General features: G+C 70.8%; 13 protein-coding genes and 3 pseudogenes. 12 read left to right on the top strand and 4 right to left on the bottom strand.

Features of this window, described 5'->3' with window-relative positions:
- Nucleotides 1–16: 16 nt before the first annotated feature.
- A complete protein-coding gene (locus tag JGS39_RS25460; RefSeq protein ID WP_219571826.1) occupies nt 17–793 on the bottom strand; it encodes a VOC family protein in 777 nt (258 codons plus the stop codon).
- Between the two features lie 442 nt (nt 794–1,235).
- On the opposite strand from JGS39_RS25460, the gene JGS39_RS25455 reads away from it, so the two are divergent.
- Nucleotides 1,236–1,811 carry a DUF5133 domain-containing protein gene (locus JGS39_RS25455; protein ID WP_219571824.1) on the top strand — a complete coding sequence of 192 codons (576 nt, stop codon included), beginning with the start codon at nt 1,236–1,238 and terminating at the stop codon, nt 1,809–1,811.
- Between the two features lie 109 nt (nt 1,812–1,920).
- Here the strand turns inward: JGS39_RS25455 and JGS39_RS25450 are convergent, their stop codons facing one another.
- Nucleotides 1,921–2,499, bottom strand: a complete 579-nt coding sequence (locus JGS39_RS25450; protein WP_219571822.1) for a type 1 glutamine amidotransferase domain-containing protein — start codon at nt 2,497–2,499, stop codon at nt 1,921–1,923.
- Nucleotides 2,500–2,836: 337 nt separating this feature from the next.
- On the opposite strand from JGS39_RS25450, the pseudogene JGS39_RS41050 reads away from it, so the two are divergent.
- Both JGS39_RS41050 and JGS39_RS41045 read left to right on the top strand, forming a co-directional pair.
- A pseudogene (locus tag JGS39_RS41050) lies at nt 2,837–3,052 on the top strand (glutamate-cysteine ligase family protein); the annotation flags it as partial.
- Nucleotides 3,053–3,121: 69 nt separating this feature from the next.
- A pseudogene (locus JGS39_RS41045) lies at nt 3,122–3,310 on the top strand (LLM class F420-dependent oxidoreductase); the annotation flags it as partial.
- Nucleotides 3,311–3,376: 66 nt separating this feature from the next.
- Here JGS39_RS41045 and JGS39_RS25440 read toward each other — a convergent pair.
- Nucleotides 3,377–3,703 carry a plasmid stabilization protein gene (locus tag JGS39_RS25440; RefSeq protein WP_219571827.1) on the bottom strand — a complete coding sequence of 109 codons (327 nt, stop codon included), beginning with the start codon at nt 3,701–3,703 and terminating at the stop codon, nt 3,377–3,379.
- Nucleotides 3,704–4,050: 347 nt separating this feature from the next.
- Between JGS39_RS25440 and JGS39_RS25435 the strand changes: the two are divergent.
- Nucleotides 4,051–4,407 (top strand): annotated as a pseudogene (locus tag JGS39_RS25435) (endonuclease); the annotation flags it as partial.
- A 52-nt stretch (nt 4,408–4,459) separates the two neighbouring features.
- Nucleotides 4,460–4,825, top strand: coding sequence for a hypothetical protein (locus JGS39_RS25430; RefSeq protein ID WP_219571820.1), 366 nt, complete (start codon nt 4,460–4,462; stop codon nt 4,823–4,825).
- Between the two features lie 197 nt (nt 4,826–5,022).
- Here JGS39_RS25430 and JGS39_RS25425 read toward each other — a convergent pair whose 3' ends face one another.
- A complete protein-coding gene (locus JGS39_RS25425; protein WP_219571818.1) occupies nt 5,023–5,970 on the bottom strand; it encodes a methionyl-tRNA formyltransferase in 948 nt (315 codons plus the stop codon).
- Between the two features lie 249 nt (nt 5,971–6,219).
- On the opposite strand from JGS39_RS25425, the gene JGS39_RS25420 reads away from it, so the two are divergent.
- The 7 genes from JGS39_RS25420 to JGS39_RS25390 form a co-directional block, all read left to right on the top strand.
- Entirely contained in the window at nt 6,220–7,554 is a 1,335-nt protein-coding gene (locus JGS39_RS25420) for a lysine N(6)-hydroxylase/L-ornithine N(5)-oxygenase family protein (protein WP_219571817.1), read from the top strand.
- A 63-nt stretch (nt 7,555–7,617) separates the two neighbouring features.
- Nucleotides 7,618–8,676, top strand: a complete 1,059-nt coding sequence (locus JGS39_RS25415; protein WP_219571815.1) for a FecCD family ABC transporter permease — start codon at nt 7,618–7,620, stop codon at nt 8,674–8,676.
- Nucleotides 8,673–9,734 carry a FecCD family ABC transporter permease gene (locus tag JGS39_RS25410; protein WP_219571814.1) on the top strand — a complete coding sequence of 354 codons (1,062 nt, stop codon included), beginning with the start codon at nt 8,673–8,675 and terminating at the stop codon, nt 9,732–9,734. Before JGS39_RS25415 ends, JGS39_RS25410 begins: the two co-directional genes overlap by 4 nt.
- The gene (locus tag JGS39_RS25405; RefSeq protein WP_236063016.1) at nt 9,735–10,616 is read left to right on the top strand and encodes an ABC transporter ATP-binding protein; all 882 of its coding nucleotides are present in this window, start codon (nt 9,735–9,737) and stop codon (nt 10,614–10,616) included.
- Between the two features lie 114 nt (nt 10,617–10,730).
- On the top strand, nt 10,731–11,789 hold the full coding sequence (locus tag JGS39_RS25400; RefSeq protein WP_219571811.1) for an iron-siderophore ABC transporter substrate-binding protein: 1,059 nt from the start codon (nt 10,731–10,733) through the stop codon (nt 11,787–11,789).
- A gap of 40 nt (nt 11,790–11,829) precedes the next feature.
- Nucleotides 11,830–13,617, top strand: a complete 1,788-nt coding sequence (locus tag JGS39_RS25395) for an ABC transporter ATP-binding protein (protein WP_219571810.1) — start codon at nt 11,830–11,832, stop codon at nt 13,615–13,617.
- Nucleotides 13,618–13,678: 61 nt separating this feature from the next.
- Nucleotides 13,679–14,556, top strand: an 878-nt coding sequence (locus JGS39_RS25390) for an AMP-binding protein (protein ID WP_219571808.1), incomplete at its 3' end; no start/stop codon positions are given.

Raw genomic sequence — 14,556 nt, 5'->3', positions numbered from 1 at the left:
CTCCGGGTCAATACACCTAGCCGGCCCCCGAGACGGTGAACAGGGCGCCGCCGGGATCGCGGATGATGTAGGTGTCCTTCGAGCAGCCGAGCGGGGGAGGGGCCGGTGAGGACTGCCCGCCGGCCGCATCGGCCGCCGCCGCGGCAGCCCGGCTGTCCTCCACCTGGAAGTCCACCACCCACCTCGGCCGCATCTTCGGGTCAGGGGCGGATTCGACGCCGCCGCCCCGCAGGGTGGCGACGGTGTGTCCGGCGACCTGGACCATGACGTGGTCCTGCGCGTACTCCACCGTGCAGCCCCCGCTCGGCTTCGCCCAGTCGAAGATCCCGGCGTAGAAGATGGCCGCCTCGAAGGCATGACGTGTCATGAGGTCCAGGTGCGCGGGAGCACTGCCCCGCCCCACGGTCCAGGCCAGGGCCGGGCCCTCCCAGAAGCCGAAGGCGGCCCCGTCCCGGTCTGCCGCGAGCGCGGCACGCCCATCGCCCAGCCGCGCGGGTCCGACGGCGAGTGTGGCCCCCCGTTCCCTGACCCGGTCCGCGGTCTCGTCGGCGTCCGTCACAGCGAAGTACGGAGTCCAGTTGGCGGCGAGGTCACGACCGTGGCAGTACCCCAGGCCCGCGACAGGCTCGCCGTCCGCCACGGCGAGCGAGAAGTCGCGTCCGAGGGAACTGTCGCGGAACTCCCACCCCATCACCCTCGCGTAGAACGACCGGGCCGCGTGCGGCGCGGGCGTCACCAGACTCACCCAGCAGGGTGCGCCGGTCACCGGCATCGTCGTTCCGAGGGCCGGCATCGAAGACTCCTTGCGTGGTGAGGGCGGCTGACAGCGGGTCCCGACTGCGACCCGTCGTCCGCTCGGTGGGGGCGCCGGAGGCGAAGGGGAAACGCCCACCGCCCTTCCGGCAGGCCGCCGTGGACCTCTCCGGCCGGTGCGGCCCTGCCGCCGGCTCTCCCCAGCAACTGTGCGCACGGCCGCAACCCCGCCGCACCCGGGCCGCGCCCCGTACACCGCGCATTCCTCGTACCGTGCACGCAGCCGCGCCGCTGTCGACGGGGCCGCCAGGCCGGGGAGGGTCACCCGAGCGGCCTGGTCCACAGGCGCACTCCTGCTCCGGATGTCATGTTTCGGAAATGAGCACACGGGGGCGTGCGAGGACCGGCGTGTCCCCCTCCCGGTCGTCGCGGAACCCCTCCGTCGCGGAACCCCTCCGTCGCCTCGTCGAGAAACGGCCCTGATGATGTCTGCCCGCATTCCGCGCAACCCCGAGCCCGGCGGAGGGAACACCTCGCCCGGGGCAGCGCCTTCCGCAGCGCAGCCCCCCATCGACGAGCCCAGGGCCGCGTGGGCGGTCGGCACGGTCATGGCGGCGATTCCGTGCTCGGCGCGGGACGCCGGGCGGGTGCTCGGCGCGGCCGCGAGGGCGGCGGGTGTCACCTCGGCGGAGTTTGCCGCCGCCATGGCCGCCGACGCACGTGGCGTCGCGATGCCGGCGCGTGTCGAGCGGGCGCTGCACCGGGCGGTGGCGGCGGCTCGCGCCCTGCCGCCCCGGGCCGCGTACATCGGGCTGATGCCGAGCCGTGCCCGGACCGCCGAGGTCCTGGAGGAGTTCCGCGGCTGTCAGTCCCGGCTGACCGACGCCCCGTCCGACATGCGGGCGCGGCAGGCACTGGATGACGCCGCGTACACGCTGTGCGTACTGCTGGGCAGAACCGGAGTGCACGATGCGGTGCTGGCGGCGGAGGAGCACCTCACGACCGGAGCAGGCGGTGGAGCATCCCCGGCAGCTGACAGTGGCGGTGTCCGACGGTGAGCGGCTGTGGGCGTGCGTTTCCGTAACCATCTGGGTCAGGAACGTTCCCGATCCCGCACAGCTCCCGAATCCGGGCGATGGCTGGACCCCGCGGGGGTCAGTCCCGCGGTCAGGTGCCGGAGGGACCGGGGACGGCGAGCGCCGCGTCGATCTCCCGGATGAATGGCTCCAGATCGCCAGGGTTCCTTGAGGTGATGAGCGTCCAGCCGCCCGAATCGTCCGTGACGACCGGCAGATCTGCCCAGTCGCCGCCCGCGTTGCGGATGTCGGTCTGCAGTGAGGCGTAGGAGGTGAGCCGCTTGCCCGCGACTGCCCCCGCCTCCACCAGCACCCAGGGCCCGTGGCAGATGGCCGCGACGGGGCGGCCGGATCCCGTGAACGCGCGCACGATCCGGTCCGCGGAGCTCTGCGTGCGCAGCGTGTCGGCGTTCAGCGTCCCGCCCGGTACCAGGAGAAGGTCGTACGCCGCCGGATCGACGTCGTCCAGCGTGAGGTCGGGGTCCAGCGTCCTGCCGGGTTCCCTGTCGCCGACGAGGGTCTCGACGGGGCCCTTCGTCATCGCCGCGACATCGACCTGGGCGCCCCATCCACGCAGGTGGTCGACCGGAACGACGAGCTCGTCCTGCTCCACTCCGTAGTTGGTGACGATGGCCAGTACCTTCCGCCTGCTCACATCGTGCTCAGTCATCGGCCTCGTCCGTCCTGTCTGTGTCGGTGCGGAGTGCTTCGATCCCGCTTCTCCGGGACCGGAGCCTCCGGATTCCCCGCGTAGCGGCGGGTCATTCGCGCGCCCGCCCGGTCTCCGGCAGCCTGCGGCCGTGCCGGGGCGCCCGCAACCGCGCGCCGCTCGAACGGCGCAGCGAGGGAGCCCCGGAGGTGTCTCACGCCGTTGCGCGGGAAGCTTGAACGAAGCACGGGCGACGCGGGACGGCGTCGGGATGCGACGGCGCGCACGCGCGCGCCACGCGCACGGTACACAGGCGCATCACACGGTGCGGCCGACGGCGTCCGGCTGAGAGGACGCGATGGTGCGGACAGTGGGAGTGGAGGAGGAACTGCTGCTCGTCGACGCGCACAGCGGTGAGCCCCGGGCGCTGTCGACGGCGGCGCCGGCCCTCGCCGAGAAACGGGCGGCGGGCTACTCGGCCTTCGAGTCCGAACTCCATCTTCAGCAAATGGAGTTCGCCACCCAGCCGCGCAGCGACATGCGTGAACTCGCGGAGGAGATCCTGCGCCGGCGGGCCGAGGCCGCCGAGAGCGCCGCGCGGGTCGGTGCCGACGTGGCCGCCCTCGCGACCGGTCAGCCCCTCACCCAGCACGTCCGGCCCGAGGACATGGTGCGGTCGGTTCCCTGCGGGGACGACGTCGAGGAGTTCGTCGAAGCGGTACGCGCCTTCACCGATGCCGGGTTCACCGAGATCGCACTCGTGCAGATCGGCGGTGCGCACCAGCGGCCCTTCATCCGGTGGGCACGCGAAGAGCTCCTGCCCGCCCTGCGGGCCGTCGGCCGAGAGGGGCCGCAAGGCCGGTCACGGCCCTGTGGCCGGCGGGCGAGGCCCGGAGGTTCAGCGGCTGACCGCTTTGCGGAGCTGCTCCTTGTTCATCGTCGAGCGGCCCTCGATGTTCTTCCTTCTGGCCTCTTCGTACAACTGGTCCCTGGTACGTCCCTGGGCACCCTTGTGCGAGCGCTCCCCGCCGCGCTGGGAAGCGGACTTCGGGTCCTGTGTGGACGTCCTGCTCGACGTCTTCGCCTCACCCGAGCGGGCGCGTTCCTTGTTGACGGTGCGGGCGGCGATCTCCTTCGCGCGCTTCTCCGGCTCGCCGCGGTCCTTGGCGCTCTCCTTCACGTGCTCGTACTGACGCTCTCGCTTGCGGCTGGATCCTGCCGGCACGGCGTTCTCCTCCTGGTACTCGTCGGGTTCCCTGCCCAGTGGCACACGGTCCGCACCGGCGAGCAGATGCGGCGGCGCCGTACAACCGGGTTGCCACTGGCACACGTCCGAAACATGGCACCGCCGCCCTGCGAACGCCCATCGGGCCGTGCGCTCGGGTGACCCCGGGCGCACGGCCCGCACAAGGGGAAACCGGGTGCGCGCAACGGCCCGCCCGCACCCGGACGAGTAGAATGGGGGGCTGGTCGCCGGCCCGGCACACCAGTCGGCGCGGCGGCGAACAGCGACATGCGGTGGACGGCACGGGCCGAGCCGCACCATCGTGTGTCATGCGCGGGAGGTGCCCCATGTCCCCGCCGGCGAGAGTCGAGCGTCTGCTGGAGGAGTACGGGCGTACGTACGCCGAGGAAGCCGGAATCCGGCTCCGGAACACCCCCTCGCCGCTGTACCGGCTGCTGACACTCTGCTTGTTGCTGTCGGTGCGCATCAAGGCCGGCCTCGCGGTGTCCGCGGCCCGGGAGCTGTCCCACGCCGGGAGCCGCACACCGCGCGCGATGGCGGACGCCTCCTGGCACGACCGGGTGGACGCCCTGGGCCGCGCGCACTACCGCCGTTACGACGAGAGCACGGCCACCGCGCTCGGGGACGGGGCGCGACTCCTCCAGGACCGGTACCGCGGGGATCTGCGGCTGGTCCGGGTCGAACCGGCCGAGTGAGCCGCCGAAAGGACAGGAAGCCGGCCAGGAGGGCGGAGCCATGGCGCGCGTGCTGATCGAGGGCACGGACATCGTCGTAAGGCTGTCGTGGTGGGAGAAGGCGGTGGCCCGCCACCGCGATGTGCGGGTGCCCGGGGCCGCGCTGCGCCACGTGTACGTCGAGCCCGACTGGTGGCGCGCGCTGCGCGGTGAACGCGAAAGCGGCACCTGCGTTCCCGGCAGACTGTGCGCGGGCATCCGGAGGCACCGCGACGGCCAGGACTTCACACTCGTGCGGTCGGGTGGCCCGGTGCTGTGTGTGGAACTGCACCGCAGCTCACCGCTCAGCAGGCTGGCGGTCTCGGTCCCCGACGCCGAGGAGACGCGGCGTGTGCTCTCGCCGACGGGCGCGAGAGGCGGGTCGTGAGGCGGGTCTTGGGGCGGATCATGATGAGCGGTCCCGCCACTCGACGCCCTCGATCCGGCCCGCTCCGCAGCCGGTCGGGCCGGCCGAGCAGGGCGACCCGCGCCGTGCGAAGAGCGTGGCGGGCTCCCGGAGGAGCTCCGCCACGGCTCCGCTCGCGGCAGGTGCGGTCCGCGCTGGGGATTGCGTGACCCCGTGGGTCAGGGGCGGCTGGTCAGGTATCCGCCCATCGAGGTGAAGTACTCCGTCGCGGGCATCTCCCGGCCGTCCTCGGTGCGGACGCGTGTCACCGCCAGGCCGTGGTTGCGGCCCGTGCGGGCGTCCGCGCCGGCGACGATCACCACGCCGTCCCCCTCGCGGTAGAAGATGCGGCCGGGCGTTCCGCCGTAGCGGCCCTCGGACACCACGGCGGCGAGGATCTCCAGGCGCTTGCCCCGGTGGAAGGCGTAGGCGCTGGGGTACGGCTCGGACTGGGCGCGCACCAGGCGTTCGAGGTCCTGCGCCGGCCAGGTCCAGTCGATGCGGATGTCCTCGGCGGAGCGCTTGTGGAAGAAGCTGGCCCGGGAGCGGTCCTGCTTGGTGAACTCCGTCTGCCCGCCGGCGATGAGGTCGAGTGCGCCGGTGGTGACCGGGGCGATGAGGTCGACGGTCTTGTGGAAGAGATCGGTGGCGGTGTCCGCCGGTCCGACCACAACCGCCTCCTGCCGGACGATGTCGCCGGCGTCGAGCTCGTCGTTCATCATGTGCGCGGTGACGCCCACTTCGCGCTCGCCGTTGATCAGGGCCCAGATCAGGGGCGAGAAGCCGGCGTACTTCGGCAGCAGCGAGTCATGGATGTTCAGCGTGCCGCGGCGGGGGAGGGCGAAGATGCGCGGAGGGATCCAGGTCCGCCAGTTGTTGGCCACGATGATGTCCGGCTCGGCCTCCTTGAGGCGCTCGAACAGTTCGTCGTCGTCGGGGCGGTTGCGGATCAGCACCGGAACGCCGTGGTCCTCGGCGAGCTCGGCGACGGAGTCGCTCCAGATCTTCTCGTACGCATGCTCGCTCTTGGGGTGGGTCACGACCAGCACCACGTCGTGCTCGGAGTCCAGGAGGGCTTGCAGGGTGCGGTGCCCCCAGGTCTGGTAACCGAACATGACGACCCGCATAGGGGTTCCTCCTCAGCGTAGGGATGAAGCGACAGTCAGTAAAGCAAGCCTTACCTAATCTCGCAATGGGCGGGTACCGTGCACGAGTTGACCGGCCCGGTGGTGCCGGTTGGCCGGCTTCGCTCTATCGACAGCGTCGCAAGATTAGCTTAGGCTCACCTAAGTTTCACCGGGTCGCTCCCTCGGCGTGCCCGTCTATCGCACGTTCCCCACGCCTGACAGGCGGCTTCCCCGCACGATGGGAGTGACATGTCACAGGTTCGTCCTGGCGACGCACCACCGGTCCACGACCTCATTGGCATCGGCTTCGGGCCGTCCAATGTGGCCATGGCGATCGCGATCAGTGAGCACAACGCAAGGGGCGGTACCCAGGAGGCGTTCAGCGCTCATTTCTTCGAGCAGCAGCCACAGTTCGGCTGGCACCGCGGCATGCTCATCGATGACGCGACCATGCAGGTCTCCTTCCTCAAGGACCTGGTGACGCTCCGGAACCCGTCCAGCGAGTTCAGCTTTCTCTGCTATCTGCAGAGCAAGGGGCGGCTGGTCGACTTCATCAACCACAAGAACCTCTTCCCGCTGCGGGTGGAGTTCCACGACTACTTCGAGTGGGCCGCCGCGCAGGTCGACAGCATGGTCTCCTACGACCACGAGGTCGTCGGCGTCACGCCCGTCCTCGTCGGCGGTGCCGTGGAGTACATGGACGTGACGGTCCGGTCGGGCGAGGGGCTCACCGTGCACCGGGCCCGCAACCTCGTCATAGGCACCGGACTGCGCCCCCTCGTGCCGGAGGGGGTGGAACGCGGCGACCGTGTCTGGCACAACTCCGAACTGCTGGCGAAGGTCGACACGTTGGAGGGCACCTCGCCCTCACGGTTCGTGGTCGTCGGTGCCGGGCAGAGTGCCGCCGAGAACGTCGCCTACCTGCACAGGCGCTTTCCCGGGGCCGAGGTCTGCGCGGTCTTCTCCCGCTACGGCTACAGCCCCGCCGACGACAGCAGCTTCGCCAACAAGATCTTCGACCCCGGCGCGGTCGACGAGTACTTCGCCGCGCCCGAGGGCGTCAAGCGCAGACTCATGGACTACCACGGCAACACCAACTACTCCGTGGTGGACATCGACCTGATCGATGACCTCTACCGCCAGATGTACCAGGAGAAGGTGCTCGGCGCAGAGCGGCTGCGCTTCCTCAACGTGTCGCGCCTCGAAGAGGTCAAGGAGACGCCGGACCATGTCCGCGCCACGGTGAGATCCCTCGTCACGGGCGAGGAGACGCTCCTGGACGCCGACGTGGTCGTGCTCGCCACCGGTTACAGCCCCGCCGACCCTGCCGGATTGCTGGGCGACGTGGCGGACCGTTGCCTGCGGGACGAGCAGGGCCGGCTCCGCGTCGAGCGCGACTACCGCATCTCGACGGACTCCGGCCTGCGCTGCGGCATCTACCTCCAGGGCGGCACCGAGCACACGCACGGCATCACCTCGGCGCTGCTGTCCAACACCGCGATACGGGTCGGAGAGATCCTGGACTCGCTGCTGGTCCGCTGCGCCGAACCGGTTGCCAACGCCACCGGTGGCACGGCCCGCTAGCGCCGTCGCCAGGGTCCGGACCGCCGCGCCTCCGAGTGGATCAAAGGGATAACGTACGCCGACATGAGCACGACTGCAGTGGAGCGCCCCGCGTCCAGGGGCACGACGACGGCCCGCCGGAGGCGGGTCGTGGGGCTGGGCACGCTCCTGGTGATCCTCGTGGTCGCCGGAGCGGTTTCCCTGGCCGTGGGTGCGCGGGCGCTGAGTCCCGCAGAGGTGTGGCACGGGCTGTTCGCGGCGCCGGAATCCGACCAGCGGCTCACCGAGATCCGGCTCATCGTGCAGACCGTGCGGGTGCCCCGGACAGTGCTCGCCGTGGTGGCGGGCATCGCCCTGGGCGTCGGCGGCTCGCTGATCCAGGGCTACACGCGCAACCCGATCGCGGACACGGGCCTGCTGGGAGTGAACGCGGGCGCCTCGTTCGCGGTGGTGTCGGTGATCGCCGTGTTCGGGTTCACCGATCCGTTCCAGTACGTCTGGTTCGCCTTCCTCGGGGCGGCGGTCGCCGGTGTCGTCGTGTTCGGGCTGGCGAGCATCGGCAGAGGAGCGGGGAATCCCCTGACCCTGGCACTGGCCGGTCAGGGGATCACCGTGTTCCTCGCGGCCATGACGACCGCGGTCGCGCTGTCGGACCAGAAGTCGCTGAACGCACTGCGGTTCTGGAACGCGGGTTCCGTGGCAGGCGTCGGCTTCGAAGTGATCTGGCCCGTGACGGGGTTCGTCGTGGCAGGGCTGGTGCTGGCGCTCACCATGCTGCCCTCCCTCAACCTGCTGAACCTGGGCGACGACGTGGCCCGGGGACTCGGAGTGAACATCGCGCTGAGCCGGACGGTCGGCATTGTCGCCATCACGCTGCTGGCGGGCGCGGCGACGGCGGCGTGCGGTCCCATCGCCTTCCTCGGGCTCATGGTCGCTCATGTGGCCCGCTATCTGACCGGGCCCGACTACCGGTGGCTGGTGCCGTACGCGGGTCTCCTCGGCGCGGTGGTCCTCCTGGTCTGCGACATCGTGGGCCGACTGGTGGTGCGGCCGGGCGAGTTGGACGCGGGTATCGTCGTCGCCCTTCTCGGCGCCCCGTTCTTCGCGGGTCTGGTCTGGCGCGGAAAGTTCAGGAGCGCATGAACGTGACAGAGACGAAGCCTTCGCCGGTGCCGGGCGTGCGCATCGGTCAGATGTCGTTCGTATGGCGGCCCTGGCTCGTGCTGGTCACGCTACTGCTCGCGGCCGCGGGCTTCCTCGTGTTCTGCCTCTCCATCAGTGTCGGGGACTTCCCCATCGGCCTCTCCCGGGTGATCGCCACGCTCTTCGGCCGGGGCGAGCAGGTCGACGAGTTCGTGGTCATGGACCTGCGGATGCCGCGGGCGCTGGCCGGACTCGTGGTGGGGGTCGCGCTCGGGGTGTCCGGGGCTATCACCCAGTCCGTCGCACGAAATCCACTGGCCAGCCCGGACGTTCTCGGGATCACCGGGGGTGCCGGCATGGTCGCGGTGTTCCTGGTGACGGTGTCGGGCGGGATCGCCGCGGCGGTCGTCAGCTCCGTGGGGCTCACCGTGGCGGCGCTCGCCGGCGGCCTCGGAGCGGGGCTGCTGGTGTACTTCCTCGCGTGGCGGCGGGGCATCGACGGCTTCCGGCTCATCCTCATCGGCATTTCGGTGAGCGCCATGACGGAGGCGGTCACGACCTGGCTGCTGGTCTCGGCGGACATCAGGGATGTGGCGCGGGCCCAGGCGTGGCTCGTCGGCTCGCTGGACAACCGGTCGTGGGACGAGGTCCGGGTGGCACTGTGGTGCTCGCTCGCACTGATGGCCGTCGTCGCCTGCGTCGCGTTCCAGTTCAAGCCGATGCACCTCGGTGACGAGGTCGCCGCGGGCCTCGGCGTCCGGTACACGAGAGTGCGGGCCCTTCTGCTGCTGTGTGCGGTTCTGCTGGCCGCGGTCGCGGTGAGTGCGGCCGGCCCGGTCCCGTTCGTCGCGCTGGTGGCGCCGCAGGTGGCGATGCGTCTGGCGAGGTGTCCGACACCGCCGATGGTGGCCTCCGGACTGACCGGTGCGCTGCTGCTGACAGGATCCGACCTGGTGGCGCGCTCGGTGCTGCCGATCGGCCTCCCGGTCGGGGTGGTCACCGCCGCGATCGGCGGCCCCTTCCTGGTGTATCTGCTGGTACGGGCGAATCTCAGATAGATGAAAGACGAGTCGGACTACCCGGAGAATGGGGGGCCTGTGGCCGTTCACCAAACCACCACCGAGGTCGAGTCGGAGGGCAGGGACGCCGCCCGGCTGGCGGCCAGGGGCATCACGGTCGGGTACGGCGGACGGACCGTCATCGACGAGCTGGACGTCGCGATCCCGCCGGGCGTGATCACCACGATCATCGGGCCCAACGGCTGTGGGAAATCCACGCTGTTGCGCACGCTGACCCGCCTGCTCAAGCCCGTCAAGGGCGCGGTCGTCCTGGACGGCGAGGACATCGCCGGGCTCAGGACCAGGGATGTGGCGAAGAAGCTCGGCCTGCTGCCGCAGGCCCCCGTCGCCCCGGAAGGGCTGACGGTGGCCGACCTGGTCGCCCGCGGGCGGCATCCGCACCAGAGCTGGCTGCGGCAGTGGTCGTCGGACGACGCCGACGTGGTGGCGTCCGCGCTGGCCATGACCGGGGTGTCCGAGCTGGCGGACCGTCCCGTCGACTCGCTGTCGGGCGGACAGCGCCAGCGCGTCTGGATATCGATGACGCTGGCCCAGGGCACCGATCTGCTGCTGCTGGACGAGCCGACCACCTACCTGGACCTGGCGCACGCGATCGACGTGCTCGACCTGGTCGACGACCTGCACGAGTCGGGATGCACCGTGGTCATGGTGCTGCACGACCTCAACCTGGCCACCCGCTACAGCGACAACCTCATCGTGATGCGCGAAGGCGCGATCCTGGCGCAGGGACACCCCCGCGACGTGATCACCGCCGGGCTGCTCGAGGAGGCGTTCGGGCTGCGGGCCATGGTGATCGACGATCCGGTCGGCGACCGGCCGCTCATCGTGCCGATCGGCCGGACGCATGTATCGCTCAACTAGGTTTTGAGCAAAGGAAATACAAAAGTTAGGCTAGGCTAACCTCACCCCATCGGGGTAAGGTTTGGCTGCCCTTACACAGGGCCCATTGGACAGTGCGAACGCAAGGGAATCCGGATGCTCCTCCACAGAACGATGCTCACCAAGCCCTGGCAGCGGCTGGCGGCGACGGTCTCCGCCGCCACCCTCGGCATCGGCCTCCTGGCGGGATGCGGTTCCGACTCGAAGGACGAGACGGACAAGGCGAGCGACAAGGCCCCGGCCGCCGCAGGGGCGTTCCCGGTCACCGTGGAGCACGCGTTCGGATCCACCGAGATCACCAAGGCGCCCGAACGGGTCGTCTCCGTCGGCTACACGGACGACCAGACCATCCTGGCGTTCGGCATCAAGCCGGTCGGCATGGTCGACCAGTACCCGAACCCCGCCGGCAAGACCCCCGACATCAACACCCAGTGGCCGTGGGTGAAGGACAAGTGGGGCGACGCCCGCCCCGAGGTCATCATGAAGAACGGTGACGCGGGCCCCAACTACGAGAAGATCGCCGCCCTTCGGCCGGACCTGATCATCGCGGTCTACTCGGAGGTCGACCAGGCCGCGTACGACAAGCTCTCCAAGATCGCCCCGACGGTGGGCCGCACCAAGGCGGAGAAGGAGCCCTTCAGCGCGCCCTGGCAGGACAACGCGCTCCACATCGCCAAGGCGCTCGGCAAGGAGACCGAGGGCGCCGCGATGGTGAAGGGCGTTCAGGCGCAGCTCGACGCCGCCGCCAAGGCCCACCCGGAGTTCGCGAAGCAGACCGGTGTCGCGCTGTCCTGGTACGAGAAGTCCGTGGCGCCGTTCACCACCACGGACGTACGCGGACGCCTGGTGACGGGCATCGGCTACAAGGGCGCGACGGAGATCGACAAGATCGCGGGCGGCAAGTTCTACACCGTGCTCTCGCCCGAGCGTATGGACCTCGTCGACGTCGACCGCATCTTCGTCATCAACGACAAGGCCGACCAGGAAGCCCTCAAGAAGTCCGAACTGTTCAGCAACCTGAAGGCCGTCAAGGACGGCCGGGTGTCGTACCTGCTCGACAGCGAGGGTCCGGCGGTCGGTGCGGCCATCTCCCAGGGCACGCTGCTGTCGATGCCGTACGCGATCGACGAGCTCGTGAAGTCGGCCGAGCAGTGACGTCGTCCGGCAACCACGGCCGGCCCGCCCCGGTTCGCGCGTGAGCGCCACCGGCACCCGCGCCGCCCCGGCAAAGCTGCGCACGGCCACCGGAGGCGAGGCGACCCGGTGGGTCACCGCGCACTGCCGCGAGGTTCCGTGGCTGGCCTCGGCCACCGTGCTCACCACGGTGGCCGGGGCCGCGCTCCAGGTGCTTCCGGTGCTCCTGCTCGGCCAGGTGGTCGACGGGGTGGTCGACGGCGAACCCCGTTCCCTCCTCGTCCGGATCGGCGTGCTGATGGTCGCCGCCGCGCTTCTCGGAGCGGCGGCCACCGCGGCGTCGACGTACCTGATCGGGCGGCTCGGCGCGGATCTGCTGGCCCGGCTGCGCGAACGCGCCGTCCGGGCGGTGCTGGGGATGCCCAGCGCCAGGATCGAGCAGGTCGGCCGGGGAGATGTGCTGTCCCGGGTGGGTGACGATGTCGCCGTGCTGTCCCGCGGCATCCGGTCCGCCGTGCCCACCGTGTTCTCGGCCGGCGTGCTCGTCGCCATCGCGACGGCCGGCATGTTCGGGCTGGACTGGCGGCTCGGCCTGGCGGGCGCCGGTGCGCTCCCCGCGTACGCCCTGGCGCTGCGCTGGTACCTTCCCCGGTCCGCGCCGCTCTACCGGAAGCAGCGGGCGGCTCAGGCCGACCGGGCCCAGGCGCTGATCAGCGGCCTGAACGGGATCGACACGGTCCGGGCGTACCGCCTGGAGGGCGCGTTCCGCGAGAAGGTCACGGCCGAGTCGTGGCGGGTGCGCGAGTTCGGCATCGAGGTGTTCCGGTTCTTCGGCCGCTTCGTCGGCCGGGAGAACCGCGCCGAGTTCATCGGGCTCGTCCTGATCCTCCTGGTCGGCTACGCCCTGCTGGAAGGCGACGCCGCCACCCTCGGTGAGGTCTCGGCCGCCCCGCTGATGTTCCACCGGCTGTTCACGCCGCTCGGCGCCATCATGTTCACGTTCGACGAGGCGCAGAAGTCGGGCGCGAGCCTGACCCGGCTGGTCGGGGTGCTGGGGGAGGACGCGGAGGACCGCCTGGTGGGCGACTCCACCGTGGCGCCCGCGGACGCTGCTCCGTACCGGGTGACGGTGGAGGGGCTGACGTTCAGCTATCCCGACGCCGAGGACCCGGTTCTGAGGGACGTCAGCCTGACGATTCCGGCCGGCGGTTCACTGGCCCTGGTCGGGGCGACGGGCGCGGGCAAGTCGACCCTCGCCGCGCTGATCGCGGGCATCGGGAGCCCGCAGTCCGGCTCGGTGCGGATCGGACCGAACGATCTCGCGGATCTCGACGAGGCCGGGGCCAGGGCGCTGGTGAGCATCCTGACGCAGGAGACGCACGTGTTCTCCGGTCCGCTCGCCGACGATCTGCGGCTTGCCGCGCCGGAGGCCACCGATGCCGAGTTGACGGACGCGCTGCGGACGGTCGGTGCGGCCGTGTGGGCCGAGGCGCTGCCGGAGGGGCTGCGGACCGTGGTCGGCGAGGGCGGTGAACGCCTCGACGTCACCAAGGTCGCCCAGATCGCCCTGGCGCGGCTGGTGCTGGCCGGTTCGCCGGTGGTGGTGCTGGACGAGTCCACGGCGGAGGCCGGGAGTGAGGGCGCCGCGGAACTGGAGCGCGGTGTGCTCGCCGCGTGCGCCGGCCGGACCACGCTGTTCGTGGCGCACCGGCTGACCCAGGCGATGGCTGCGGACCGGATCGCCGTGCTCGACGCGGGGCGGGTGGTGGAGCAGGGGACGCACGAGGAACTGGTGGCCCTGGGGGGCCGATACGCGCGACTGTGGCAGGCCTGGCGTGAAGGTAGTTAGGTGAACCTTAGTTAGGCTAGGCTAAGTTGGACACCTCGTTGGCTGGGAAGCGGAGTTTTCGATGATGGAACCGGGCGCTCGTCTCGCAACTCTCTCCGAAGAAAGCCTGGCCGGCCTGCGCCGGAGAACCGGTGATCACGGCGACGGGACCCTCGTCACCGCGTGTGCCATCGGTCTGGCCTACTGGGCGGCGCGACAGAGCCCTGACGGGATGGACCTCACTCCCGGCACCCTGTTCGCCGATGTCCTCGGATGGGCCGCCAACGGCGGTTCCGGGGCCGCCGGATGGGAGACCGACGCGGCGGGGCGCACCATCACCGTCCCGGAAGGCGTCTCCCCGGCCGATGCCCAGGCCGCCCTCGACGACCTCGCCGACTTCCCCGACCGGCCGCTGGGGACCATCGGCCCATGCGGCCTCGCGGAACGGATCGAGGACCTGGTCCGGTGGAACGACACCGAGGCGGTCCGGGACCGGCCGACCATCGTGGAGATGTTCCACGAGCAAGTACGAAAGCGACCCGACGCCGTCGCGGTCGTCGACGGGCAGCGCACGCTGACCTACGGTCAGGTCAGCGGCTACGCAAACCAGTTGGCCCACCACCTGATCGGGCGCGGGCTCACGGCCGAGCAGGTCGTGGGCATCTCCCTGGGCCGCAGCGCCGACATGGTCGTGGGGCTGCTCGGCGTGCTCCAGGCGGGATGCGCGTTCGTCCCGCTCGATCCGATGTGGCCGGCGGCGCGCCGGGCGGTCGTCATCGAGGACGCCCGGGCCGTCCTCCAGCTCAACAGCTCGGGCGAGCGCGAGCCGGACGAGCCGGAGGCCGTGGCCGTCGGCCTCGACGACTGGAAGTTCACCTCCCACCCCGTCGAGGCGCCCGACATCACCGTTCCCGGCCCCGCCCTGGCCTACGTGATCTTCACCTCCGGATCGACCGGCCG

It is taken from the genome of Streptomyces poriferorum (genome assembly GCF_019399235.1).
In the GTDB taxonomy this organism is placed as follows: Bacteria; Actinomycetota; Actinomycetes; order Streptomycetales; family Streptomycetaceae; genus Streptomyces; species Streptomyces poriferorum.
This window is presented reverse-complemented; position numbering and strand designations above follow the sequence as displayed.